Origin of the sequence: Streptomyces monticola (genome assembly GCF_042665355.1) — a bacterium.
Classification (GTDB): Bacteria; Actinomycetota; Actinomycetes; order Streptomycetales; family Streptomycetaceae; genus Streptomyces; species Streptomyces monticola.
The window spans coordinates 1-24,037 of record NZ_JBHTCF010000006.1; the positions used below are offsets into that span (position 1 = coordinate 1).

Below are 24,037 nucleotides of genomic sequence, written 5' to 3' on the forward strand. Positions count from 1 at the left end.
CAGAAGATGACGGTGTGCGACCAGAGGTTGCGTGCCGTGTTGGCGGTGAGGTTCCCGAGCAGGCAGGGCAGCGCGGAAGGCCCGGCGAGCAGTGGGAACAGCACATAGTCCTTGCCCAGTTGGCGAGTGGCCTTGGTGAGGAATCCGGTCAGATCGGCCGCGAAGGAACGCCATGACTTGCGGCCGGCGGCGACGGCGTCGGGTTCCAGGTCGTACAGCGCGATGCCCCACTCGAAGAGGGGCGCGAGCACGAAGTTGTAGAGCGGCTGGGCGAGATGGCGCGGACGCCAGTCCTGTTGCTCGCTCATCCGGAAGACGGTGTATCCGAGGTCCCGGTCGCGGCCGACGACGTTGGTCCAGGTGTGGTGGAGGTGGTTGTGGGTGTGTTTCCAGGCGTCGGCGGGGGTGAGGAAGTCCCACTCCCAGGTGGTCGAGTGAATCGCCGGGTCGCCCATCCAGTCCCACTGGCCGTGCAGGACGTTGTGGCCCAGCTCCATGTTCTCCAGGATCTTGGCGACGGAGAGCATGGTGGTGCCCGCGATCCAGGCGGGCGGCAGGAGCGAGACGGCCAGGGCGAGCCGGCCGCCCGCCTCCAGGCCCCGCTGGGTGGCGATCACGGCGTGGATGTAGCGGGCGTCCTCGGCGCCCCGTGCGGCGAGAACATCGGCACGTATCCGGTCGAGTTCCTCACCGAGGGCCGCACTGAGTTCTTTGCCGTGGGTGGTGTCGGTGGGCGCGGTGGTGCTGGCGTTATCCGTGGTGCTGGCGTTATCCGTGGTGCTGGCGTTACCGGTCGTGGTCGCGCTCGTGGTCGTGGTCGTGGTCACGGAGACTCCTTTCGGGACCAGGGATCGAGCTTCGGGACTGGCCATCGGGATACGGGGCTAGGCATCGAGGGCCAGCGGTCCGGCTGCCGCCGAGACGCAGGTCTGGATCAACTGGCCGGTACGGTCGCGCAGTTCGCCGGTCCGCAGGTCCCGTATGCGGCCGTACGTCACCGGCGTGAGACAGCCGAAGCAGATACCGCGCCGACAGCCGTACGGCATCCGTACGCCCGCCGCCTCTCCGACGGCGAGCAGCGGGGTGGCGGCGTGCCCGGTGGCCTCGGCGCCGGTACGGGTGAACAGCACTCGGCTGCCGGCCTCGCCGTCAGGGCCCGGCGGCAGCACCGGGGCGAGCCGAAACCGCTCCACGTGGAGCCGGTCGCCGAGTCCCGCCCGCTCCCAGTGGCCCTCGACGGAATCGAGCAGCGTGGCGGGGCCACAGGCCCAGGTCTCGCGCTCGCGCCAGTCGGGGCACAGGTGCACGAGGCGCTCGGGAGTCAGACGCGCACCGGGACCGGGACCCGAGCGGGTGTGCTGCTCATGAAGCCGGAACCAGGGCAACTCCCGCTCCATGGCGAGCAGTTCGTCATGGAAGATCGAGTCGCGTGCGCTGGGTGCGTGGTGCAGAAGCGTCACATCCGGCTGCGAAGCCCCGGTACGGGAACGCGCCAGTGAGCGGAGCAGCCCCATGACCGGGGTGATGCCGCTGCCGCCGGTGATCATCAGAAGCCGGGCCGGGAGGGAGCACGGGAGGGTGAAGTCCCCTTGCGCCGGGCCGAGTCGCAACAAGGCACCCGGCATGGTGCCATGGGCCAGAAGCGGGGACACCCGGCCGCCCGGTGTGGCCTTGACGGTGATCGTCAGGAGCCCGTTCCTGCCTCCTGGAGGGCAGGTGAGGGAGTAGGTGCGCCAGTGCCACATGCCGTCGATCTCCACTCCGACGGGCAGATACTGCCCGGCCCGGTGGCCCGACCAGCCGCGCCCCGGCCTGATGGCGAGGGTCGTGGCGTCCGGGGTCTCCGGCCGCACAGCCGTCACACGGCCCGCGGGCCGGCGTACGCAGAGGAGTGGATCGAGCAGGCCAAGGTAGTCGTCGAGACCGAGAGGGCTGGTCAACAGGCCGGCGGCCGACCGCAGAAGGCCGGCGAGGCCCGGGAGTTCAGGCATGCAAGGGGGTCCTCTCGTCACAGTGCACGGCAGGTGCTTGCGGCGGGGTCCCGACCCGATGACGGCAGCCTAACCATGACCGCCCGTCCGCCAGGAAGACCGCTCGCCGCTATCGCGCCATACGCCAACAGGCACCGCCGTACGCCAACAAGCAACGAACGCACGGGGATTCAACGTCGACAGCAAAACCCACAGCTGCCCGTGGGCCTCGGTGCGCGGGGCTCCGGCGAGCGGACCGCCCGGAGCCGAGCGGGAAATGGCCAGATGGCGCCCTCGGGTCCGGTGACTGACGCGGGTGCGGTCCGGTGACTGACGCGGGTGCGGTCCGGTGACTGACGCGGGTGCGGTCCGGTGACTGACGCGGGTGCGGTCCGGTGGCTAATTACGTATCCCTGCTCAATCAGCCATTTATCCCAACTAGACCCGCCAGAAAGGGATTTAGCTTTCTAAGGCGCATCCCGGGCGCTACGTTCTCCTCGCCCGGTCGACCGGCCGGGCAGGTGCTCGATCAGGGAGAGGGGATCGACGCATGTCCAAGGTCGACACGTCAGGTACCTGGACCGCCATCAGCATCAACCCGCCCAACCTCGAAGGTCTCGCCTCCGACAACGTCAAGTGGGGGGTGCCCGCTGGCGGAGGCAAGAGCGGCTATCTGTTTGCCGGTGGGACCGTCGATGTTCTGCTGGACGGCACGGAGTTCACGCTCGGCACCTTCACTCACCAGAACTTCCCGATCCAGGGGATGCCGCAGAACCAGTTCGAGGTCGACCTCGCCGCCCGGGTCGTCTTCGAGGACCAGGTGCCGCACGACTTCAGCTTCCGCTTCCAGCACAACGAGACGCCCAACGTCGGGCCCAACCCCGAGGACATCGTCGATCTGCCCACGCGGGTCTCCCCGGAGACCGTGACCATCGACAACACCGAGTACGCCGTCGTGATCACCGGGTTCAAGCAGGGCGGCCAGATCGTCACCAGGTTCATCAGCCCCGAGAACGCCGCCAACAGCGCCGACCTGGTCGCCGTGCTCGCCCGCACCGGTCAGCCGGATGTGCACATCACCACCGTCCGCTTCAAGGGCGAGGTCAAGCGCACCCAGAGCGACGAGTACGTGGAGGTCGTCAACCGGGGCACGGCACCCGCCGACGTCTCCGGCTGGGTCCTGGGCGCCGACGACGCGGGGCAGAACTTCACCTTCCCGGCCGGCACCGTGCTCCTGCCCGGCCAGCGCATCCGCATCCACACCAACCAGGTGCACGCCGAATGGGGCGGCTACACCTACGGCAGCGGGCGCCCCATCTGGAACGACCAGGGCGATGCCGCGAAGCTGCGCGACACGTCGGGAAACCTCGTATCCGAGTACGCGTACGGGTCGGCCGCCGGCACTCCGTAACCTCCATCACTCCGTCCCCGGGGCCGCTTCGCGGTGGCTTCTCGGTGGCTTCTCGGTGGCTTCTCGGTGGCTTCGCGGTGTCTTTCGCGCGCCGGTGAACGTCCTGACCGGCGCGCGTGAGCCGCGGGCGGTTCAGCCGGGTGATGTCAGCTCCAGGATCACCGCGTCCGCCGGTGCCAGGCGGGGCAAGGGCAGGCCGATGGTGGTGAGGGCCCGGCCGGTGGCGGTGCGCGGCAGTGGGGGCAACGGGGTGTGCGAGGGGAGGACGGGGGCGATGCGGTAGCGGGCTTCGGGGGCCAGGCCCGGGAGACGGAGGCGGGTGGGGAACTCCGGTACAGGGGTGTCCAGTTGGGCGTATGCGAAGAGCGCGTGGGTGCGGTCTTCGCCGACCACTCCATGGAGCAGGGCCGAGGGGTCGGGGTGGTCGGCGCGCACGACCGTGCCGGTGTGCAGCAGCGGGCGCAGGCGTTTGTACGCGGCGATCCAGGCACGGAGTTCGTCGAGTTCCTGCCCGGTGCACCCGGTGATGTCCCATTCGATGCCCGCGTGGCCGAAGAGCGCGGTGGCGCAGCGGAAGGACAGGCGGGTGGTGCGGCCGGTCACGTGCGTGGTCGGCGGGCCGACATGGGTGCCGATCAGCTCCGGGGGCAGGAGCAGGCTCGTCCAGCGCTGGATGTGCTGGCGGTCCACGGGGTCGTTGGTGTCGGAGGCCCAGACACGGTCGGTGCGTTCGATGATGCCCAGGTCGACTCTGGCGCCGCCCGACGCGCAGGACTCGATCTCCAGACGGGGGTGGAGTGCGCGCAGGCGGTCCAGGAGGGCGTAGACCGCCTTTGTCTGGGCGTGGACGCCGGCCACTCCCGCGTGCACCGCTTCTTTCAGGGGGCGGTTGTGGTCCCACTTCAGATAGGCGATGGGGTATTCGGTGAGGAGCGCGTCCAGGCGCTCCAGCACGTAGGCGTACGCCTCCGGGTGGGCCAGGTCGAGCACTTGCTGATTGCGTACGGGCGCGGGAGTGCGGCCCGGTGCCGACAGGAGCCAGTCGGGGTGGGCGCGCGCCAGGCCGGAGTCCGGGTTGACCATTTCCGGCTCCACCCAGAGGCCGAACTCCATACCCAGGGCGCGGACATGGCCGGTGAGCGGGTGCAGGCCCTGGGGCCAGACCTTCGGGTCGACATACCAGTCACCGAGTCCGGCGGTGTCGTCCCGCCTGCCCTTGAACCAGCCGTCGTCGAGCACGAAGCGCTCGACGCCCACTTCCCGGGCGCGGTCGGCCAGACGCTTGAGGCGGTCGAGGTCGTGGTCGAAGTAGACGGCCTCCCAGGTGTTGAGGTGGACGGGGCGGGGGGTGCGCGGATGGTGCGGGCGGGCACGGAGATGGCGGTGCAGACGCTCACTGATGCCGTCCAGGCCGGTGTCCGAGTGAAGGAAGTAGATCCAGGGCGAGGTGTACGACTCGCCCTGGGCCAGGCGGAGTTCGCCGGGGGCCAGGATCTCGCCGCCCGCGAGGACGCCGCCGGCGCCGGGATGCCGCTCCGCGGAGTGCTCGCTCTCACCGCTGTGGGCCGTGTGCACGGCCCACACCTGGCCGTGCCGGAAGCCGAAGCCGGGGGTGCCCGCGACCAGGAGGGTGGCGGAATCATGGCCGGGGCGGCCCTGCCGGGTCTCCCTCAGATGTGTTCCGTACGCGAAAGGGGTGCGCTGCGGGACGCGTTCATATCCCCAACGGCCGGTGAGGTCCAGGAGTTCCGTGGCCTGCTCGGGGAGCGGGAGCGTGCCGCGTATCGCCGACGGGCTCCAAGTCGAGCCGTCCGTGGCGGTGTTGGTGACCGTGTGGCGTCGGCGCAGTGTGCCGTGGGGGTCGAGGTGGAATTCCGTGACGACGGCGACGGCCGCCGCTTCGTCCGCGGTACGGACGGTGACCGTGGCGGCGGTGTGCTCGACGGGGGCGGTGCGGACCAGGCGCAGATGGGGGTGGGAACCGTCGCGGATGCCGGTCAGGGCGGGGCGGCCGGGCCAGGGCGGCGGGGTGGGGAACAGGGCCGGGTCGAAAGGGCTTTCCGGGCTCTCCAGGTCCTTCGGGTCAACTGCCGTGCCCCAGTGGAGGACTTGGGGGATTCCGTCGCCGGATCGGTCGAGGACGAGGCTGGTTCCTGCGGCGGTCAGGATGAGGGGCGCGGGTGTGGACGTCGGCATCGGTCGCTCCGGCATACGGGCTCCTCCGGCGGTACGGGGGCGGGGGCGGGGGCGGCATGCTGCGAGTGCGGGGACGGCACGTACAGAGACGGCGAGTGCGGGGACGGCACGTACAGAGACGGCGAGTGCGGGGACGGCACGTACAGAGACGGCAAGTGCAGGGACGGCACGTACAGAGACGGTAAGTGCGGGGACGGCAAGTACATCGGCTAGACGTGCCTCAGGGAACCCCTTCTGTCTGTGACGGCGCCCGTCCACGGCGTCATCTGTGCAGGTGGGAGCCGCTTTCAGGGGTGCTGCCCGGTGAGCTGTCTGGTGATCGAGATGCCGATGCCGGGCGGCGGGGGGACAGTGGATGGCGTATGCCGCTCCTATGCGAGGAGGAGAGTGGGCCATGCCCAAGAACGTCCACGGCCACAGCAATCCGAAGGATCCCCAGCACTCCAAACTGTCCGCGGAGCAGGCTCGCGCCAAGGGCACCAACCCGGAAGTGCAGTCGATCTCGGCCAAGACTCGGGGGATGCAGCAGAAGGCGCAGGCCCGTCGGCAGGGCAACCGCTGAGGCCGCCGAGAACGCTGAGGCCGCCGAGAACCGCGAATGATCCGTCAGGGGCCTGGTCCGCACGCCGGACCGGGCCCCTGGCCACGCCGGGCACGTGATTCCGCGAACCGGGGGTCAGTAGCGCTCCACCAAGTGCTCGCGGCCCGCCGGGGGTTCATACGGCTCGGGCCAGAAGTCGGATATCGCGGCGATACGGCCTCGCGCGTCGCCGCTGAAGAAGCAGATGCCGTACATCTCCTCCAGGCCGACGGTGAAGTGGACCCAGGTGACCACCTGGTCGCCGTCGGCAACGATGCGCTCGGTCCGCAGATGCCAGTCGCCCGGATACTCGCGGTTGAACCGGACGTACTTCTCCTTGCCGCGGACGCGCTCGCGGGTCTGCGGCAGTTCGTACACCACGTCGTCCGCCAAAGTGTCCGCGAACGCCGTCCAGTCACGGGCCTCGGCCGATGCCCAGTACGTCTCAACTGTCTTGCGCAGCTCGGTCGTCTCGGTCATACGGCGAGTGTGCACCCCGGCACTGACAACGCCATCGGTCCGCCACCGGCCCACCCCCGACCGGCCGCCGTCCCACCCCCCGACCTGCGAAGCCGCGAAGTTATCCACAGGCTGGGGGCCTCGTCGGCGGGATGGGGGCAGGGCCAGGCAAGATGGGGTCATGACTGCGGAGACGCCGGACTTTCCGGACTGGGAGAAGCGCTTCAGGGCGCCACGAGTTTCGCTGCCCGACTGGGCGGAGGACGCACCGGACCGCTCGCTGTTCGTGTCGAACGCGACGGGCACGTTCGAGCTGTACGCCTGGGACCGGGCGACCGGCGAGCAGCGCCAGGTGACGGACCGGCCGAACGGCACGACGGACGGCGTGCTCACCCCGGACGGCGAGAGCATCTGGTGGTTCTCGGACACCGATGGGGACGAGTTCGGCGTGTGGCTGCGCCAGCCGTTCGCCGGTGGCTCGGACGAGCCGGCCACCCCGGGACTCGACCCCTCCTATCCGGCGGGGCTCGCGCTCGGCCGGGACGGCACCACGGCGGTCGTCGGGTGCTCCACCGACGAGGACGGCTCGACGATCCATATCGTGCGCGCGGGCGAGGAGCCGGCGGAGATCTACCGCCACCGGGAGTCGGCCGGCGTGGGCGACCTCTCGTACGACGGCACGCTGATCGCCCTGGAACACACCGAGCACGGCGACGCGATGCACTCGGCGCTGCGCGTGGTCCGGCTCGACGGCAGTACGGTCGCCGACCTCGACGACACCAGGGGCGGCATCGAGGAGCTGGGCCTCGAAGTGCTCGGGTTCGCCCCGGTCGACGGCGACACCCGGCTGCTCATCGGGCATCAGCGGCGCGGGCGCTGGGAGCCGATGGTGTGGGACGTGGCCTCCGGCGAAGAGCTCGACCTCGCCCTCGAACTGCCGGGTGACGTGAGCGCCGAGTGGTATCCGGACGGCTCCGCACTGCTCATCGCGCACAGCTTCGAGGCCCGCAGCGAGCTGTTCCGGTACGAGTTGGGGACACGGGAGCTGATCGAGGTGCCGACGCCCAAGGGCTCGGTGTCGGGGGCGACGGCACGGCCCGACGGGACGGTGGAGTACCTCTGGTCATCGGCCGCGCAGCCCCCGCAGGTGCGGTCGACGACGGGCGCGGTCGTCCTCGATCCCCCGGGGATGAAGGCGCCGGGCTCCGTTCCTGTCGAGGACGCGTGGGTGGAGGGTCCCGGCGGCCGTATCCACGCGCTCGTGCAGCGGCCCGAGGGCGAGGGGCCGTTCCCGACGATCTTCGAGATCCACGGCGGGCCGACCTGGCACGACAGCGACGCGTTCGCCGCGGGCCCCGCGGCCTGGCTGGACCACGGCTATGCGGTGGTGCGGGTCAACTACCGCGGCTCGACCGGCTACGGCAGGCAGTGGACGGACGCCCTCAAGCACCGTGTCGGCCTCATCGAGCTGGAGGACATCGCCGCGGTGCGGGAGTGGGCCGTCTCCTCCGGGCTCGCCGACCCGGCGAAGCTGGTGCTGTCCGGCGGCTCATGGGGCGGATATCTGACGCTCCTCGGGCTCGGCACGCAGCCGGAGGCATGGGCGCTCGGCCTGGCCGCGGTCCCGGTGGCGGACTACGTCACGGCGTACCACGACGAGATGGAGGCCCTGAAGGCGATGGACCGCACGCTGATGGGCGGTACACCCGAGGAGGTGCCGGAGCGCTTCGAGGCGTCGTCGCCGCTGACATATGTGGACCAGGTGCGGGCGCCGGTCTACATCTCGGCGGGGGTGAACGACCCGCGGTGCCCGATCCGCCAGGTCGAGAACTATGTGGAGCGGCTCGCGGAGCGCGGCGCGGTGCATGAGGTGTACCGGTACGACGCGGGGCACGGCTCCCTGGTCGTGGAGGAGCGGATCAAGCAGGTCCGCCTGGAGCTGGAGTTCGTGACCCGGCACCTGGGGTGAGGGTCCGGTGGCCGGCGGGGAGGCCCCGTGAGGCTCACGGTTCATGAGGGCCGTGTGAGGGGCGCCCTCCCGCAGGCCTGCGGCTGAGCGCACGGGCTGCGGCTGAGCGCACGGGCTGCGGCTGAGCGTATGGGCTGCGGCTGAGCGCACGGGCTGTGGCTGAGCGCACGGGCTGCGGCTGAGCGCACGGGCTGCGGCTGAGCGCACGGGCTGCGGCTGAGCGCACGGGCTGCGGTTAGGCGCACCCTGAGGCCGGGGCTCCGGCGCCGCACCGTACCGTGTAAGGCGTGTACCGGTTTCTGCTGACTCCGCGGTGGTGGGGGATCAACCTCTTCCTCGTGCTGGCCATCCCCTTCTGCGTGTTCATGGGGTCCTGGCAGCTCGGGCGGTTCGAGGACCGCGTGGAGAGCCATCAGACGGCCGAGAAGCAGAGCGAGGCGGCCGAGCACGAGGCGGCGCGGCCCCTTGCCGAGCTGCTGCCCGTCGACAAGGAGACCTCCGGCAGGCGCGCCACCGCGTCCGGCCGCTGGGATCGCCAACTGCTCGTGCCGGACCGCGAGTTGGACGGCAAGCGCGGGTTCTATGTGCTCGGGCTGCTGAAGACCGACGGCGGCAAGGCGCTGCCCGTGGTGCGCGGGTGGCTGCCCGGGGACGCCGGCAAGGCCCGGGTGCCCGACCTGCCCTCGGGCCAGGTGACCGTGACCGGTGCGCTGCAGGCCTCGGAGAGCGCGGGCAGCAACGGCGTGAGCGCGGCCGGCGGGCTGCCCGAGGGTCAGCTGGGGCTGATCAGCGCGGCGGCGCTGGTGAACCTTGTGCCGTACGACGTGTACGACGCCTGGGTCACCGTCGACAAGGCGGCGGGCGGTATGACCCCGGTGCCGCCGAGCGCGCCGCAGGGCAGCGGCCTCGACCTGAAGGCCTTCCAGAACCTGGGCTACACCGGCGAGTGGTTCATCTTCGCCGGGTTCGTGGTGTTCATGTGGTTCCGGCTGCTGCGACGTGAGATCGAGTTCGCGAAGGACGCCGAGCTGGGTCTCGTACCGGAAGAGACGCCGGACGACGACTCGGAGACACCGGACGACGCGAAGGCGACGGACGGCCCGGGGACACCGGATGCGCCGGACGACGCGAAGGCGACGGACGGCCCGGGGACACCGGACGCGCCGGACGACGCGAAGGCGACGGACGGCCCGGGGACACCGGATGCGCCGGACGACGCGAAGGCGACGGACGGCCCGGGGACACCGGATGCGCCGGACGACGCGGAGACGCCTGACGCCCGGGACGACGCGAAGGCGGATGTGCCTGCGGCGAAGAGCGGTGAGGGCGGCGGTCAGGACGCGGCGAGCACGCCCGTCCGGTAGATCGTTCCCGCGCAGGCGCCGGTGATCGTCGCGCCCGCGCTGGGCGCGCCCGGCTCCGCGGTGTGGGTGACCGAGACACTGCCGTCGGCCGTGCCCTCCTCGCCGCCCAACTGGGTCTGCGGGCCGCCTTGCTCGGTGCCGCCGCTGGCTCCGTCGCCCGAAGGCGTGGGATCGGGTGAGGCGCCCGTGCTCGGGCAGCTCTCCGACGGCACCCAGGCGAACCGCACCTCGTAGGCCGTGCCGGGCTTGAGCACGAGGGCCGTCGACTGGGTCTGCGGGGCGGGCAGCTGGGTGGCCGGGTCCCCGGCGGTGTGGTCCGCCACATTGATCTTGGAGGGCTCCGCCGCACCCTGCGCCGCGAAGACCACGCTGCCGGCGCCGCCGACCGTGCATTCGGCGTCGGAGGTGTTGGAGACGCGGAAGGCGCCGTACACCTTGCCTTCGGCGTCGGGGGCGGAGGTGGTCGCGGTGGCGCTGCCGAGCTGAGCGGCGTCACACGTGGTGGCCGTCACCGCCTCGGTGGCCGTGGGGTCGGCGCCGGATGAGGCGCCGCCGCTCGGTGCCGTATCGCTCTCGCCCTTGCCGTCCTCGTTCTTCTCCTCTTCCTTGCTCTTGCCGTCCTTGTCGTCCTTGCCGGAGGGCTTGCCGCCCTCCTGCTCACCACCGCCCGTGTTCTTGGCGGAGCCGTTGCCGCCGGGGATCTCGGAGCTGTGGCCGATGGCGGAGGGACGGTCGTCGTTCGAGCTCGGGGAACCCGCGACATGGACGAGGGCCGGCACCGCGGTGCCGATGAAGAGTGCCGCCGCGGCCACGCCGACAACGGCCTGGCGCTTACGGGCCCGGCGTGCGGGGACCGCGTGGCGCAGCCGGTCGAGGGCCTGGTCGGAGGGTTCGAGTTCCTTGACGGCGCCCTGCAGCAGCCGGCGGAGGGCCAGCTCGTCCTGGCCGAGCCCCTCGGCCGCGTCGGAACCGCCCGGGCCACCTGCTCCACCCGGCCCGCCCGGCCCGCCCGGCCCGTCAGAACCGCCGGGGTCCTGAGGCACTCCCGCGAGGTGCGGTCTGCGGGCCCGTGCCGTCCCGGGGATGTCCTGGGGACCGCCGGTGTCCTTGGAGCCGCTGTTCACCGCTTCGTTCCCGCCGTGCTGTCCGTGCTGTCCGTGCTGATCGTGCTGTCCGTGCTCATGGCCGTCGTGGCCGTCATGGCCGTGACTCCGGAAGTGCTGCCCGTGCTCGTGCTCATATCCGCGCCCGTGCTCATGCTCGTGTTCGTGCTGCCCGAACTTGCTCATGCCGGCGCCTCCATGGCGACGCGCAGGGCAGCGATGCCGCGCGAGCCGTAAGCCTTGACCGAGCCGAGCGATATGCCGAGGGTCTCGGCGACCTGGGCCTCGGTCATGTCGGCGAAGTAGCGCAGGACCAGGACCTCGCGCTGGCGGCGCTGCAGTCCGCGCATCGCCTTGATCAGGGCGTCGCGCTCCAGCTGGTCGTACGCCCCCTCCTCCGCGCTCGCCATGTCGGGCATCGGCTTGGAGAGCAGCTTCAGGCCGAGGATGCGGCGGCGCAGCGCGGACCGGGAGAGGTTCACGACGGTCTGGCGCAGATAGGCCAGGGTCTTCTCCGGGTCGCGGACCCGCTTGCGCGCGGAGTGCACGCGGATGAAGGCCTCCTGCACGACGTCCTCACAGGACGCGGTGTCGTCGAGCAGGAGCGCCGCGAGGCCGAGCAGCGAGCGGTAGTGGGCGCGATAGGTCTCGGTGAGGTGATCGACCGTGGTGCCGGAAGCCATCGCGTCCTCAGCGCCGTCGCGCTGGGAGGGTATGCGGGCGGGCCGCGTCGCGGGCATGGGGGCGATCACCGGCATGCCGCCGCGCTGCGGCCGCACGGCTGCTGCGCCGCCGGCTTGCACCATCGTGAAATTGAGTACCTCTGCCACGCCTGTTGGACACGCTTCCCCCCGTCAGGGTTGTACGCGACAGGCGTCACATTTGCGGTGCATACCGCGCGTGCTGATGCTGACGGTGCATCACTAGCCCACATGCGTACCAGCTCTTCCCCTACGCCCCGATATGCCCCAGTCGACACGGTGCCTTTGGAAGGGCGACCGCAAAGACGCTCCCCGCCCTGTGCCCGGTTGCAGAGAACCGAAGGGAATCGGGGAGCGAATCGTCGAACGTCCCGGTGGTCCAGTTCAAGTGGCCTGGACCAACAAGCCGGACACACAACTTACACAGAACACACAAAGAATTTCGCCGGAGGGCGCGGGCAATCAACGTGAACTCCGGTGCGCTATGGGCGATTTAACCGATAGGGGTTGTTCGGTCCGGCGCCGGAGCTGCCTCTCGGCCCAGGAGTTGTCGCTCGGCCTCAGGGGTTGTCGCTCGGCCTCAGGAGTTGCCGCTCGACCCCAGGAGTTGTCGCTCGGCCTCAGGAGTTGCCGCTCGGCCCCAGGAGTTGCCGCTCGACCCCAGGAGTTGCCGCTCGACCCCAGGAGTTGCCGCTCGACCTCAGGAGTTGCCGCTCGACCTCAGGAGTTGCCGCGCAGCTCCGCCGCGACCAGCTCCGCGATCTGTGCCGTGTTCAGCGCGGCACCCTTGCGCAGATTGTCGCCGCAGACGAAGAGTTCGAGCGCCGTCGGGTCGTCCAGCGAGCGGCGCACCCGGCCGACCCAGGTCGGGTCGGTGCCCACCACGTCGGCGGGGGTGGGGAATTCACCGGCGCCGGGGTTGTCGAAGAGCACGACACCGGGGGCCGTGGAAAGGATTTCGTGGGCGCGGTCCACGGTCACTTCGTTCTCGAAGCGCGCGTGCACCGTCAGCGAATGGGTCGTGATTACCGGTACGCGGACACAGGTGACACTCACCGGCAGATCGGGACGGTCCAGGATCTTCCTGGACTCATTACGGACCTTGAGCTCTTCGGACGACCAGCCGTCGTCCATCAGTGACCCGGCCCACGGCACCACATTGAGCGCGATCGGCTCGGGGAAGGGGCCGGTGTCATCGCCCACGGCCCGGCGCACATCGCCCGGGGTGGTGCCCAGTTCCGTACCCGCGACGAGCTTCAGCTGCGCGCGCAGCGCCTCGACGCCCGCGAGCCCGGCGCCGCTCACCGCCTGGTACGAGGAGACCACGAGCTCGCGCAGGCCGAACTCGGCGTGCAGCGCGCCGACGGCCACGATCATCGAGAGCGTCGTGCAGTTCGGATTGGCGATGATGCCGCGCGGACGCACCCGCGCCGCATGCGGATTGACCTCGGGAACGACCAGCGGAACGTCCGGGTCCATCCGGAAGGCGGCTGAATTGTCCACGACCACCGTGCCCTTGGCGGCGGCGATCGGCGCCCACTGCGCGGCGACCTCGTCGGGAACGTCGAACATCGCGACGTCCACGCCCTCGAAGGCCTCTTCGGCCAGGGCGACGACCTCGACCTCCTCGCCGCGCACCGTCAGCTTCTTGCCGGCGGAGCGCGGGGAGGCGATCAGCCGGATCTCGCCCCAGATGTCCGCGTGCTGGGACAGGATCGACAGCATGACCGTGCCGACGGCCCCGGTCGCACCCACGACCGCGAGTGTGGGCCGGTCGTGGTGCGGTGCGCCCGGAGACGTCGGCACAGAGGTCATCAGCGGCCGGTGCCTCCGTAGACCACGGCCTCTTCGGAGTCGCTGTCGAGACCGAAGGACGAGTGCACGGCCTGCACGGCCTCCTTGACGTCGTCGGCGCGGGTGACGACCGAGATCCGGATCTCCGAGGTGGAGATCAGCTCGATGTTCACGCCCGCGTCGCTGAGCGCCTCGAAGAACTGCGCGGTGACGCCCGGGTTGGTCTTCATGCCGGCGCCGACCAGGGAGATCTTGGCGACCTGGTCGTCGTAGCGCAGCGAGGCGTAGCCCACGCTCGGCTTGATCTTCTCCAGGGCGGCGGTGGCCTTCTTGCCGTCCGTCTTCGGCAGCGTGAAGGAGATGTCGGTCAGGCCCGTGGAGGCCGCCGAGACGTTCTGCACGACCATGTCGATGTTGATCTCGGCGTCCGCGATGGCGCGGAAGATCGACGCGGCCTCACCCGGCTTGTCGGGAACGCCGACGACGGTGACCTTGGCCTCGGAGACGTCGTGGGCGACTCCGGAGATGATGGCGTGCTCCACCTGCTGATCCCCTTGCGGTTCATTGCTGACCCATGTGCCCGGCAGTCCCGAGAAGGACGACCGCACGTGGATCGGGATGTTGTAACGGCGGGCGTACTCCACGCAGCGGTGGAGCAGCACCTTGGAGCCGGAGGCGGCGAGCTCCAGCATGTCCTCGAACGAGATCCAGTCGATCTTGCGGGCCTTCTTCACGACCCGCGGGTCGGCGGTGAAGACACCGTCGACATCGGTGTAGATCTCGCACACATCGGCGTCGAGGGCGGCCGCGAGGGCCACCGCCGTGGTGTCACTGCCACCGCGGCCGAGCGTGGTGATGTCCTTGCTGTCCTGGCTCACGCCCTGGAACCCGGCGACGATGGCGATATTGCCCTCGTCGACGGAGGTGCGGATCCGGCCCGGCGTGACATCGATGATGCGCGCTTTGTTGTGAACCGAGTCAGTGATGACACCTGCCTGGCTGCCGGTGAACGACTGGGCCTCCTGGCCCAGGTTTTTGATCGCCATGGCCAGCAGGGCCATGGAGATCCGCTCTCCCGCGGTCAGCAGCATGTCGAGCTCGCGCCCGGCAGGGATCGGGGATACCTGCTCGGCGAGATCGATCAGCTCGTCCGTCGTGTCGCCCATCGCGGAGACCACGGCAACCACCTGGTTGCCCTTCTTCTTGGCCTCAACGATGCGCTTGGCGACCCGCTTGATGCCCTCGGCATCGGCTACGGAGGAGCCTCCGTACTTCTGCACGACAAGGCCCACGTGCGCTCCTCGCTCAATTCATGGTGCGGTCGGCTCAGTTTAACGAGCGGCCGGTTCTCGCCCCGTATGTATCGCATCGTGAGATGTCCCGCTCACGAAGTGATCATGGGGCCCCTGTCACCCCGGCCGCTCCAGAACGGCACATGCCCGCTGCGGAGCAACCCACTCCGGAAAGTGGGGCGGGTCACAAACCGCTCAGCCGAGGCGCCGGGGGCGCAACCCCGGATTCACCCGAGGCGCCCGGGGCGCACTCCCCAGACGTAGACCCGGTCGCCGGTCCTGGTCTGCCGCCACAGCTGCGCCGCGTCCGCGTGCCTCAGGTTCACGCAGCCGTGCGAGCCGCGGCCGGTGTGGACATGGCCGTAGACGCCGTGGATCGCCTGGCCGCCGTTGAAGTACTGCGCGTACGGCATGGGCGCCTTGTAGAGCCATGAGTAGTCGTCCTTGCGGCGCTGGGTGATGCGGTGCCAGCCGGTGCGGGTGGCCAGGCCGGGGCGGCCGCTGCGGATCGGGGCCGGGCCCCAGACGCGCTTGCCGTCGCGGGTCAGCCACAGCTTCTGATGGCTGAGGCTGACGCAGATGAGCCGGCCCGCGGCCTTCGGACAGCCGCGCGGCACGGGCGCGATGGCTCCGGGCACGGTGGTGACAGCGGCTCCGGGGGCGGCAGCGGCTCCGGGCGCGGCGACGGCTCCGGGGGCGGCAGCGGCTTCGGGCGCAGCGGCGGCTCCGGGCGCGGCGGCGGCTTCGGGGGCGGCGACGGCTCCGGGGGCGGCGGCGGCTTCGGGCACGGTGGTGACAGCGGCTCCGGGGGCGGCGGCTCCGGGGGCGGCAGCGGCTTCGGGGGCGGCGGCGGCTCCGGGGGCGGTCGGGAGCAGCAGGGCACAGACGGCGGCGAAAGCGGCCAGGGCCGTCGAAGAGTTTCGCGAGGTACGCACGGGCTGTGCATGCCACGTGGAGCACGGCCCCGACCGCGCCGCCGGAACTTTCCCTCTACTGGACGGGGCGCAGCCCGAGGGGGCCCGCGATCTCCTCGGCCATGACCTTGCCGGCCTCCTCCGCCAGCTCGTCCTCCCCGCCGAGGTCCTGGTCGGTGTCCAGGCCGTCGAGCTCCTGCAGGGGCTGGTCGAGGCGGACATGGGCGACCAGGGACTGCAGGGCGCGCAGCGAAGCGGACGCCGTGGAGCCCCAGTTGGAGAAGTACGAGAACTGCCACCACCACAGGGCCTCTACGGTGCGGCCCGCGCGGTAGTGCGCCATTCCGTGCCGCAGATCGGTGACGACATCGGCCAGGTCGTCCGAGATCCGGCAGGCCACCGGGGCCTTGCGCGGCTCGTACGGGTCGAAGACCTCGGAGTAGACATCGACCGGGTCGAGGAGTGCGGCCAGGCGCTCGCGCAGCTCGTCCGCCTCTTCCACGGCCTGCTCGGGGCCGACGTCGGGTTCGTACCGCTCGTCCGGGACGATGTCCTCGTGCGCGCCCAACCGGCCGCCCGCGAGCAGGAGTTGGGAGACCTCCAGAAGCAGGTACGGCACGGCCGAGTCCGGCTCGTCGCCCTTGGCGACCTCGGCCACGCTGAGGATGAAGCTCTCGACCTGGTCGGCGATCTGGACGGCGAAGTCCCCGGGGTCCTGCGGGCCGAGCGCGGCGGGCGCGGTGGAGTCGGCGGGCGCGGCGCCCTGCGCACCCGTCTGCGCGCCCTCTTCCGCGCCGCCCTCCGTGCCGTTCTTCAGCTGCGTGGTGTCAGACATCGAGAAGTCGTCTCCCTTCGAAGGCGCGGCCCAGAGTGACCTCGTCCGCGTACTCGAGGTCTCCCCCGACGGGAAGGCCGCTGGCCAGGCGGGTGACCTTGAGGCCCATCGGCTTGATCATGCGGGCGAGATACGTCGCCGTGGCCTCGCCCTCCAGATTCGGGTCCGTGGCCAGGATCAGCTCGGTGACGGTGCCGTCGGCGAGCCTGGCGAGGAGTTCCCGTATCCGCAGATCGTCCGGGCCGACGCCCTCGATCGGGCTGATCGCGCCGCCCAGGACGTGGTAGCGGCCGCGGAACTCACGGGTGCGCTCGATGGCGACGACGTCCTTGGGCTCCTCGACGACACAGATGATCGCCGGGTCGCGCCGCTGGTCACGGCAGACCCCGCACTGCTCCTCCTGCGCCACGTTGCCGCAGACGCTGCAGAAGCGGACCTTCTCCTTCACTTCGAGAAGGGAGTGCGCGAGCCTGCGGACATCGGCCGGCTCCGCCTGCAGGATGTGGAAGGCGATCCGCTGCGCGCTCTTGGGACCGACGCCGGGCAGCCTGCCCAACTCGTCGATGAGGTCCTGGACCACGCCTTCGTACAACGGACTGCCTTCCTCTTACATCCTTGATGCGTACGGTAGTTGGTGCGCACCCGCCTTAGGTAGAGCGGGCACGCGGCGCCCGGGCTAGAAGGGCAACCCCGGGATGCCGCTGCCGCCGCCGAGGCCCTGCGCGAGCGGGCCGAGCTTCTGCTGCTGCAGCTCCTGCGCGTTCTCGTTCGCGGCCTGGACCGCGGCGAGGATCAGGTCGGCGAGGGTCTCGGTGTCCTCCGGGTCCACGGCCTTCGGGTCGATCACCAGGCCGCGCAGCTCGCCGGAGCCGGTGACGGTGGCCTTCACCAGGCCGCCGCCCGCCTGCCCGTCGACCTCGGTCTGCGCCAGTTCCTCCTGCGCGTTCGCAAGGTCCTGCTGCATCTTCTGGGCCTGCTGGAGCAGCTGCTGCATGTTGGGCTGGCCACCACCGGGGATCACGATCAGCTCCTGGTGTATCGGGGTCGTTGAAGGGTCGGTACAGGGCTCGGCACAGGGCCGGTACGCGGGATTTTCCGCCTGGCACGAGCCTACGTGTTCAGGGGGCTGATCGCTCCAGCACTCTTTCGAGTGAGGCAGCGCGGCGCCCTATACCTGATCAAGGCCCACTTCCGGGCGGAAAAGCCCTGAAACCGGGCTCATGGCCACCCATTGGGCGGTAGGAAGGGTGCTTGCACCACCACAGCCCCACCCGCCCCAGGCGGGGCGGCATGAACCCCATGAGTCGAGCCAGACAAGTCCGTACCCAGTCGAGGGAGTACCGGGTGAGCCAGCCGGAGATGCAGCCCGAGGTGCCGCGCCCGGACGGGGGCGGGGGCGGGGGCGGTCAAGGCGAAGGAGCGGGTGCCGGGGCGGCGGGCGGCGGCGCGGCGGACTCGCGGGCCGGGCAGGATCTCACGGGGCGGCCGTTCCCGCTCGGCGACTGGGGCGAGCCTGCGGAGCGCCTGGACGAGCTCTACCGCTGGGTCGAGGCCGACGCGCTGCGCACCGCCGAGTGGTATCTGACGGACCGCGCCTGGAAGCGCCGCGGCGCCCGGCTGCTGCGGCTCGGCTCGGCGCTCGGCGCGGTGGCGGGGGCGGCGCTGCCGCTGCTCGATCTGACGTCGAAGGCGGACGCGGCGGTGGACGGGATCGCTCCCTGGGGATATCTGGCGCTGCTGCTCGCGGTGGCGTGCGTGGGGTGCGACCGGTACTTCGGCCTGACCTCCGGGTGGATAAGGGACGTGGCCACGGCACAGGCCGTGCAGCGGCGCCTTCAGGTGCTGCAGTTCGACTGGGCGTCGGAGAGCGTGCGGGAGGTGCTCGGGCCCACGGAAGGGACGGCCAGTGAGGCGGCGGAGCGGTGCCTCGGGGTGCTGCGGAAGTTCTCCGAGGACGTGACGGAGCTGGTGCGGTCGGAGACCGCGGACTGGATGGTGGAGTTCAGGTCCGGGCCCGCGCCGCTGGTCATGCAGTCGTCCGTGGCGGCGGGGGCCCGGCCCGAGGGGCCGCCGCCGGGGCGTTTCCCCATGCCGCCCGGGGCCCGGCCCAACATGCCGCGGCAGCGGCCGCCCGACGCGCGGTAGCGGCCGCCTGACGCGGGGTGAAAGGGGCCGCAGGGGACGTCAGCCCGCGTGGCGCCAGGCCGCCGAGAAGACCGACGGGTCCATGGACATCCGGCCCACCGCCTTTTCCACCGACTCCGTGCTCGTGCCCTCGGCGGTGACCTCCGCGCGGATGCGGACCCGGTTGTCCTCGGGGAGGTCTTCGGACTCGACGGAGCGGAGCGTGCCGTCGGAGGCCGTGAGGGACTGGACGAGCAGGGCTCGGACCTGGGCCTCGTGGTCGGCGGCCACGACCGCCTCCACGCGGTACGGCGTGGTCACCTCGACGCCCGAGCCGGGCTGGCGGTCTATGCGGTGGGCGACATAGCGCAGGGCCGTGTTCACGGCGACGACGGCCACCGCGCCGGCGAGGGCGTACGCGGGCAGGCCCGCGCCCGCCAGGGAGCCGACCGCCGCCGAACACCACAGCGTGGCCGCCGTGTTGATGCCGGAGACATTGAGGCCGTCGCGCATGATGACGCCCGCGCCGAGGAAGCCGATGCCGGAGACGACCTGTGCGGCCACGCGGCTCGGATCGCCCGAGCCGAAGGACGAGGACAGCAGGACGAAGAGGGCCGCGCCCGCCGCCACCAGAGTGTTGGTGCGCAGGCCCGCCATCCGCTGGCGCCACTGGCGCTCGATGCCGATGAGTGCGCCCGCGAGCATGCCGGCGCCGAGGGCTCCGGCGAAGTGGCCCGCTGCGAACGCCGACGTCAGCGAACCGGCCAGAGTGGTGAGACCGGTCATGGCCTACCCCTCCGTTCCCGTGCCGGTGCCCGCGGCGACCCGCAGTCCGGCCTCCTCGTCCAGGCGGTACTCCTCGGTGTCCGCGTTGTACGAGAAGAGTTCCGCGTAGCGGCCCCAGTCCGTGGCCGTCTCCAGCTGCTGTTCGATCTGCTCGCTCGTGTAGTGGTGGGCCAGCAGGTCACGGAAGAAGCCGCTCTGCTGGGTGCCGGTGCGCAGCAGCGTGCTGGTGATCAGATGGACCAAGGGGGCGTCGATGGCCGCCTCGGCGAAGAGCTTCTTGGAGTCCTGGACGTCGGCGCCCGCGAACGCCGTGCCGCGCTCGGTCAGGAACAGGTCGCCGTCGTGGACCTCGGCGAGACCGAGGAGTTCCAGGGCGTCGACCAGGGGCAGCAAGTCATCCACCTCCAGGCCCAGTTCATCGGCGAGGTCGGCGAAGTCGCAGCGGCTTCCGGGGTGTTGGGCGAGGATCTCGGCGAGGCCCGAGAGGCCGTCGACCGAGGCTTCGGGCAGCGGGGTGTTCGCGGGGGTGCGGCGGGTGGCGGGGGCGGGTTCGGAGAGCTTCGGCGTGTCCTTCGTACGGCCCGTCATCACCTGGTAGATGGCGTCCACGATGCGCTCGAAGTCGGGTGACTGGCGGTCGCGGGGGCGGGCCAGGGAGACGTCGAAGGTCTCGCGGATCGTGCCGTAGGGCCGGGAGCCGAGGACGACGACGCGGTCCGCCATCAGGACGGCCTCTTCGATGTTGTGGGTGACGAGGACGACGGCCTTGGTGGGGAACTGTCCTGACTCCCAGAGCTCCATCAGCTCGCCGCGCAGGTTCTCCGCGGTGAGGACGTCGAGGGCGGAGAAGGGCTCGTCCATCATCAGGACGTCGGGTTCCACGACCAGCGCCCGTGCGAAGCCCACGCGTTGGCGCATACCGCCCGAGAGTTCCTTCGGGTACGCCGACTCGAAGCCGTCGAGGCCGATCAGGTCGATGGCCTGTACGGCGGCCTCGGCGCGCTCGCGGGGGCCCACGCCCTTTGCCTCCAGGCCGAGTTCGACGTTCTGCTGCACGGTGAGCCAGGGCAGCAGGGCGAAGGTCTGGAAGACCATGGCGGTGCCCGGGTTGGCGCCCTTCAGCTCCTCCCCCTTGTATGTCACCGAGCCCGAGCTGGCCGGGATGAGCCCGGCGAGGCAGCGCAGGAGGGTCGACTTGCCGGAGCCCGACTTGCCGAGCAGGGCGACGATCTCGCCCTCGTGGATGTCCAGGTCGATACCGCCGAGCACGGGCAGTTCGCCGTCGGCGCCGGCGTAGGACTTGGTGACGTCGTGGGCGGCGAGCAGGACCGGGGGGTTCGTGGTCGCGGTGGTGGTCATGGGGTATCCCCTCCTCGGGGGTGCGTGAACGGGCCGCGGGAAGTGGGGATTTCAGAGGGCGTAGCGGGTTTCGGCGAGGCGGTAGAGGCGGCGCCACAGGACGCGGTTGAGGGTGACGACGTACAGGCTCATCACCGCGACACCGGCGATCAGCTTCGGGAAGTCGCCGTCCTCGGTGGCGTGGAAGATGTACGCGCCGAGCCCGGTGGCGCTGAGCGTGGTGCCGCTGAAGGTGACGACCTCGGAGACGATCGAGGCGTTCCAGGCGCCGCCCGACGCGGTGATACCGCCGGTGACGTACGACGGGAAGATGCCGGGGATGATCAGGCGTTTCCAGCGCTGCCAGCCGCGTACGCCCAGGTCGTCCATGGCCTCCTTGAGGTCGGACGGGACGGCCATGGCGCCGGCGATGGTGTTGAAGAGGATGTACCACTGGGCGCCGAGCGCCATCAGGAGCGTGCAGCCGATGTTGATGTCCAGGCCGGTGTGCAGAAAGACCCACATGGCCAGCGGGAAGAGGAAGTTGGCCGGGAAGCTCGCCAGTACCTGGACGATCGGCTGTGCGGTCTTGGCCAGCTTCGGGCTGAAGCCGATCTTCACTCCGATCGGCACCCATACGACGGTGGCGACGGCGACCAGGACCAGGACGCGGACGAGGGTGACCAGGCCGAGCAGGAGCGGTTCGCCGAAGACGCCCAGGCCCTTCTCGTCGGCGAGATAGCGGAGCAGGTCGTACACACCCCAGGCGATCAGCGCGACGGCGACGGCGGCGAAGACGAGGTCGCCGGTGCGGCGCCTGACCGGGTCGACGGTCAGCGGCCGGTCGTCACGGCCGAGGATCCGGCCCGCGCAGGCCAGGAGTTCGCGCAGGGGCGCGGTCCAGCGGCCGATGAGCTGCGGCCAGTGGGAGCGGCGCAGGAAGTCGAGGACGAGGGAGCGCTGGACGTCGGTGGACTCGGACTGCTCGTTCTTGAACTTCTCCGCCCAGGCGGTGAGCGGCCGCCAGAAGAAGAAGTTCACCCCGATCACCATCAGCGCCATCGTGGCGATGGCCCAGCCGATCTTGCCGAGGTCGCCCTCGCCGATGGCGGTGCCCGCGTAGGAGCCGACGCCCGGCAGTGCGTAGTTGTGGTTGCTGATGCTGATGGCCTCGGAGGCCACCAGGAAGAACCAGCCGCCGGCGAAGCTCATCATCCCGTTCCAGATGAGGTCGATGGCGCCGGAGGGAAGCTCGATCTTCCAGAACCGCATCCAGCGCGTGAAGCCGAACGACCGTGACACCTCGTCGAGTTCGCGGGGCAGCGAGGTGAGGGACTGATAGAAGCCGAACGTCATGTTCCAGGCCTGCGAGGTGAAGATCGCGAAGATCGAGGCGCATTCGAGGCCGAGGAGCGAGCCGGGGAACAGCGCGATGAAGCCCGTGACCGCGATGGTGAGGAAGCCGAGCACCGGGACGGACTGCAGGATGTCGAGGGCCGGGATGAGAATGCGTTCGAGACGGCGGCTGCGGGCGGCGGCGTACGCGTAGACGAAGGTGAACAGGACGGACGCGGCGAGCGCGATGAACATCCGCAGCAGGCTGCGGGCGGCGTAGTACGGCAGCCGGGCCGGGTCGGTGTCGACATCGGCGACGTCGGCCGGGTCGAAGTTGACCGTGGTGCCCTTGCCCACCTGCAGGATGAGATAGCCGAGCACCAGGACGGCGGCGGCGACCGCGAGGTCGACCCAGGTCAGCCCGCGCCCGGCGCGGACGCCCGCGGGGCTCTTGGCGGTGGTGAGTTTGATCGGGCTCATCGGGTGGGACCCCCTGGCGCACGGAACCGCATCGGGTTTGCAGCACGGTCAGCGCGAATGCTACGTAACTTGGATAAATCGCCCCAGCGGGGACACAGGGGTCACCCTTGCAGAGCACACGGCCCGCGGGCCGCACGGCCCGCCACGGCAGTCTGACACTTACTTGCGTATGCGCGCAAATAACCGATGCATGTCAGGGGTACCCTGGTTGCGTGGATGCGCAACAAGGACAGGACCAGGTGGCGGCCGCCGTCGCCGTGCTCAAGGCCGCCGCCGACCCGACCCGCTTCACCGTGCTGTGGGCACTCACCCAGGGCGAACGGCCCGTCGGACAGCTCGCCGAGCTGACCGGCGCCCATGTCGCCGCCGTCTCGCAGCATCTGGCCCGCCTGCGCACCGCCGGTCTCGTCACATCACGGCGCGAGGGCACCCGGATCTACTACAAGGCGAGCGGGGAGCACGTACGCGCGCTCCTGGAGGACGCGTTTCTCGTCGCCGGTGCCGGGGCCGGTGCGCAGACGCAGGCGTCCGACCGGGCCGCGCCCCCTGGACGTACCCGCGAGGCCACCGCCGCCGCCCCCGCGGCCGCCCGCCGCCGCTCGGTCCGGCCCGCCCCGGGCGCGTAAGGTGACCAGCTCCGACGGCCCATAGACCGGCGGCACGCACGCCGGCGGCACGGGGGAGGGAAGCCCACAACCATGCGCAGCACCGCGGTCACCCGCAGCACTCTGCGCCAGCAGATCGCCGACGCCCTGCGCGAGGAGGTCCTGGCCGGGCGGCTCAAGGCCGGCCAGGAATTCACCGTCAAGGAGATCGCCGAGCAGTACGGCGTCTCCGCGACCCCCGTCCGCGAGGCCCTGGTCGACCTGTCCGCACAAGGGCTGCTCGACTCCGTGCAGCACCGCGGCTTCAAGGTGCACGAGTTCTCCGTCGCGGACTACCGCGGCATGGTCGAGGCCCGCGCCCTCGTCTCCGAGGCCATCTTCCGCGGTATCGCCGACCGCGGCACGGGGCCGCTCGCCGACGCGATGGGCTCCGTGCGGCGCCGCGCGGAAGAGGCCCAGCGCGCCGCCATCGCCGGTGACCTCAACGTGCTGATCGGCTACGACCTGCGGTTCTGGCGCGAACTCGGCTCCCTGTACGGCAATCCCTACCTCTCCGACTTCCTGCACCGCCTGCGCGTCCAGGCCTGGGTGTTCGCGGTGCCGTATCTGCGCCGCGCCCACGACCTGGAGGGGCGCCTGTGGAGCGGGCACACCGAGCTCGTCGAGGCCGTCGCGAGCCTGGACGCCGCCGGTGCGTACGCGATCGTGTCCGCGTACAACGAGCACTCCCTGGCCCTCGTCGAACGCCTTGCCCGGTGAGCGTGGGGCTCCCGTTGGGTAC

21 protein-coding genes and 1 pseudogene are annotated in these 24,037 nt (G+C 70.7%); 7 read left to right on the forward strand and 15 right to left on the reverse strand.

Annotation, left to right across the window (positions count from 1 at the left end; translation table 11 throughout):
- The coding region (locus ACFQVC_RS15910; protein ID WP_381831075.1) for a fatty acid desaturase family protein at positions 1-827 on the reverse strand (827 nt) is incomplete at its 3' end.
- A 57-nt stretch (positions 828-884) separates the two neighbouring features.
- Entirely contained in the window at positions 885-1,991 is a 1,107-nt protein-coding gene (locus tag ACFQVC_RS15915) for a ferredoxin reductase (RefSeq protein ID WP_381831076.1), read from the reverse strand.
- A 529-nt stretch (positions 1,992-2,520) separates the two neighbouring features.
- On the opposite strand from ACFQVC_RS15915, the gene ACFQVC_RS15920 reads away from it, so the two are divergent.
- The gene (locus ACFQVC_RS15920) at positions 2,521-3,381 is read left to right on the forward strand and encodes a lamin tail domain-containing protein (RefSeq protein ID WP_381831077.1); all 861 of its coding nucleotides are present in this window, start codon (positions 2,521-2,523) and stop codon (positions 3,379-3,381) included.
- Between the two features lie 132 nt (positions 3,382-3,513).
- On the opposite strand, the gene ACFQVC_RS15925 is transcribed toward ACFQVC_RS15920, so the two are convergent.
- Complete coding sequence (locus tag ACFQVC_RS15925) at positions 3,514-5,592, reverse strand: alpha-galactosidase (protein WP_381831078.1); 2,079 nt, start codon at positions 5,590-5,592, stop codon at positions 3,514-3,516.
- A 379-nt stretch (positions 5,593-5,971) separates the two neighbouring features.
- Between ACFQVC_RS15925 and ACFQVC_RS15930 the strand changes: the two genes are divergently transcribed.
- Complete coding sequence (locus ACFQVC_RS15930; RefSeq protein ID WP_381831079.1) at positions 5,972-6,139, forward strand: hypothetical protein; 168 nt, start codon at positions 5,972-5,974, stop codon at positions 6,137-6,139.
- Positions 6,140-6,253: 114 nt separating this feature from the next.
- Here the strand turns inward: ACFQVC_RS15930 and ACFQVC_RS15935 are convergent, their stop codons facing one another.
- A complete protein-coding gene (locus tag ACFQVC_RS15935) occupies positions 6,254-6,637 on the reverse strand; it encodes a nuclear transport factor 2 family protein (RefSeq protein WP_381831080.1) in 384 nt (127 codons plus the stop codon).
- A 160-nt stretch (positions 6,638-6,797) separates the two neighbouring features.
- Here ACFQVC_RS15935 and ACFQVC_RS15940 point away from each other — a divergent pair, with 160 nt between their 5' ends.
- Entirely contained in the window at positions 6,798-8,585 is a 1,788-nt protein-coding gene (locus ACFQVC_RS15940) for a S9 family peptidase (protein WP_381831081.1), read from the forward strand.
- Between the two features lie 287 nt (positions 8,586-8,872).
- Positions 8,873-9,662, forward strand: a pseudogene (locus ACFQVC_RS15945) (SURF1 family protein); the annotation flags it as partial.
- 256 nt (positions 9,663-9,918) lie between these two features.
- Here ACFQVC_RS15945 and ACFQVC_RS15950 read toward each other — a convergent pair.
- The 8 genes from ACFQVC_RS15950 to ACFQVC_RS15985 all read right to left on the reverse strand — a co-directional run bounded on the left by ACFQVC_RS15950 (position 9,919) and on the right by ACFQVC_RS15985 (position 17,609).
- Positions 9,919-11,238, reverse strand: coding sequence for a hypothetical protein (locus tag ACFQVC_RS15950; RefSeq protein ID WP_381831082.1), 1,320 nt, complete (start codon positions 11,236-11,238; stop codon positions 9,919-9,921).
- Entirely contained in the window at positions 11,235-11,810 is a 576-nt protein-coding gene (locus ACFQVC_RS15955) for a SigE family RNA polymerase sigma factor (RefSeq protein ID WP_381831458.1), read from the reverse strand. The genes ACFQVC_RS15950 and ACFQVC_RS15955 overlap by 4 nt, the downstream gene beginning before the upstream one ends.
- A gap of 663 nt (positions 11,811-12,473) precedes the next feature.
- Entirely contained in the window at positions 12,474-13,568 is a 1,095-nt protein-coding gene (locus ACFQVC_RS15960; protein ID WP_381831083.1) for an aspartate-semialdehyde dehydrogenase, read from the reverse strand.
- Positions 13,568-14,839, reverse strand: coding sequence for an aspartate kinase (locus ACFQVC_RS15965; RefSeq protein ID WP_381831084.1), 1,272 nt, complete (start codon positions 14,837-14,839; stop codon positions 13,568-13,570). Before ACFQVC_RS15965 ends, ACFQVC_RS15960 begins: the two co-directional genes overlap by 1 nt.
- Positions 14,840-15,066: 227 nt before the next feature.
- Positions 15,067-15,774 (reverse strand): L,D-transpeptidase, encoded by a 708-nt coding sequence (locus ACFQVC_RS15970; RefSeq protein WP_381831085.1) that lies wholly within the window; start codon positions 15,772-15,774, stop codon positions 15,067-15,069.
- Between the two features lie 55 nt (positions 15,775-15,829).
- Positions 15,830-16,588, reverse strand: coding sequence for a DUF5063 domain-containing protein (locus tag ACFQVC_RS15975; RefSeq protein WP_381831086.1), 759 nt, complete (start codon positions 16,586-16,588; stop codon positions 15,830-15,832).
- Positions 16,581-17,180 (reverse strand): recombination mediator RecR, encoded by a 600-nt coding sequence (recR, locus tag ACFQVC_RS15980; RefSeq protein ID WP_381831087.1) that lies wholly within the window; start codon positions 17,178-17,180, stop codon positions 16,581-16,583. The genes ACFQVC_RS15975 and recR overlap by 8 nt, the downstream gene beginning before the upstream one ends.
- 84 nt (positions 17,181-17,264) lie before the next feature.
- Positions 17,265-17,609 carry a YbaB/EbfC family nucleoid-associated protein gene (locus ACFQVC_RS15985; protein ID WP_381831088.1) on the reverse strand — a complete coding sequence of 115 codons (345 nt, stop codon included), beginning with the start codon at positions 17,607-17,609 and terminating at the stop codon, positions 17,265-17,267.
- A gap of 323 nt (positions 17,610-17,932) precedes the next feature.
- Between ACFQVC_RS15985 and ACFQVC_RS15990 the strand changes: the two genes are divergently transcribed.
- Positions 17,933-18,733 (forward strand): SLATT domain-containing protein, encoded by an 801-nt coding sequence (locus tag ACFQVC_RS15990; RefSeq protein ID WP_381831089.1) that lies wholly within the window; start codon positions 17,933-17,935, stop codon positions 18,731-18,733.
- Positions 18,734-18,772: 39 nt separating this feature from the next.
- Here ACFQVC_RS15990 and ACFQVC_RS15995 read toward each other — a convergent pair whose 3' ends face one another.
- The 3 genes from ACFQVC_RS15995 to ACFQVC_RS16005 are packed head-to-tail and all read right to left on the reverse strand — an operon-like array spanning position 18,773 to position 22,651.
- Positions 18,773-19,498: an MgtC/SapB family protein gene (locus ACFQVC_RS15995; protein ID WP_381831090.1), complete on the reverse strand. Its 726-nt coding sequence runs from the start codon at positions 19,496-19,498 to the stop codon at positions 18,773-18,775.
- Between the two features lie 3 nt (positions 19,499-19,501).
- A complete protein-coding gene (locus ACFQVC_RS16000; RefSeq protein ID WP_381831091.1) occupies positions 19,502-20,857 on the reverse strand; it encodes an ABC transporter ATP-binding protein in 1,356 nt (451 codons plus the stop codon).
- Positions 20,858-20,908: 51 nt separating this feature from the next.
- The gene (locus tag ACFQVC_RS16005) at positions 20,909-22,651 is read right to left on the reverse strand and encodes an ABC transporter permease (protein ID WP_381831092.1); all 1,743 of its coding nucleotides are present in this window, start codon (positions 22,649-22,651) and stop codon (positions 20,909-20,911) included.
- Between the two features lie 212 nt (positions 22,652-22,863).
- Between ACFQVC_RS16005 and ACFQVC_RS16010 the strand changes: the two genes are divergently transcribed.
- Together ACFQVC_RS16010 and ACFQVC_RS16015 are read left to right on the forward strand one after the other, a co-directional pair.
- Positions 22,864-23,277: an ArsR/SmtB family transcription factor gene (locus tag ACFQVC_RS16010; RefSeq protein WP_381831093.1), complete on the forward strand. Its 414-nt coding sequence runs from the start codon at positions 22,864-22,866 to the stop codon at positions 23,275-23,277.
- Between the two features lie 72 nt (positions 23,278-23,349).
- A complete protein-coding gene (locus ACFQVC_RS16015; RefSeq protein WP_381831094.1) occupies positions 23,350-24,015 on the forward strand; it encodes a GntR family transcriptional regulator in 666 nt (221 codons plus the stop codon).
- Positions 24,016-24,037: the final 22 nt, after the last annotated feature.

Coding starts and splice junctions, on each gene's coding strand:
- ACFQVC_RS15915 (WP_381831076.1), bottom strand. CDS start 1,991: ATGCCTGAACTCCCGGGCCTCGCCGGCCTTCTGCGGTCGGCCGCCGGC.
- ACFQVC_RS15920 (WP_381831077.1), top strand. CDS start 2,521: ATGTCCAAGGTCGACACGTCAGGTACCTGGACCGCCATCAGCATCAAC.
- ACFQVC_RS15925 (WP_381831078.1), bottom strand. CDS start 5,592: ATGCCGGAGCGACCGATGCCGACGTCCACACCCGCGCCCCTCATCCTG.
- ACFQVC_RS15930 (WP_381831079.1), top strand. CDS start 5,972: ATGCCCAAGAACGTCCACGGCCACAGCAATCCGAAGGATCCCCAGCAC.
- ACFQVC_RS15935 (WP_381831080.1), bottom strand. CDS start 6,637: ATGACCGAGACGACCGAGCTGCGCAAGACAGTTGAGACGTACTGGGCA.
- ACFQVC_RS15940 (WP_381831081.1), top strand. CDS start 6,798: ATGACTGCGGAGACGCCGGACTTTCCGGACTGGGAGAAGCGCTTCAGG.
- ACFQVC_RS15950 (WP_381831082.1), bottom strand. CDS start 11,238: ATGAGCAAGTTCGGGCAGCACGAACACGAGCATGAGCACGGGCGCGGA.
- ACFQVC_RS15955 (WP_381831458.1), bottom strand. CDS start 11,810: ATGCCGGTGATCGCCCCCATGCCCGCGACGCGGCCCGCCCGCATACCC.
- ACFQVC_RS15960 (WP_381831083.1), bottom strand. CDS start 13,568: ATGACCTCTGTGCCGACGTCTCCGGGCGCACCGCACCACGACCGGCCC.
- ACFQVC_RS15975 (WP_381831086.1), bottom strand. CDS start 16,588: ATGTCTGACACCACGCAGCTGAAGAACGGCACGGAGGGCGGCGCGGAA.
- ACFQVC_RS15995 (WP_381831090.1), bottom strand. CDS start 19,498: ATGACCGGTCTCACCACTCTGGCCGGTTCGCTGACGTCGGCGTTCGCA.
- ACFQVC_RS16000 (WP_381831091.1), bottom strand. CDS start 20,857: ATGACCACCACCGCGACCACGAACCCCCCGGTCCTGCTCGCCGCCCAC.
- ACFQVC_RS16005 (WP_381831092.1), bottom strand. CDS start 22,651: ATGAGCCCGATCAAACTCACCACCGCCAAGAGCCCCGCGGGCGTCCGC.
- ACFQVC_RS16015 (WP_381831094.1), top strand. CDS start 23,350: ATGCGCAGCACCGCGGTCACCCGCAGCACTCTGCGCCAGCAGATCGCC.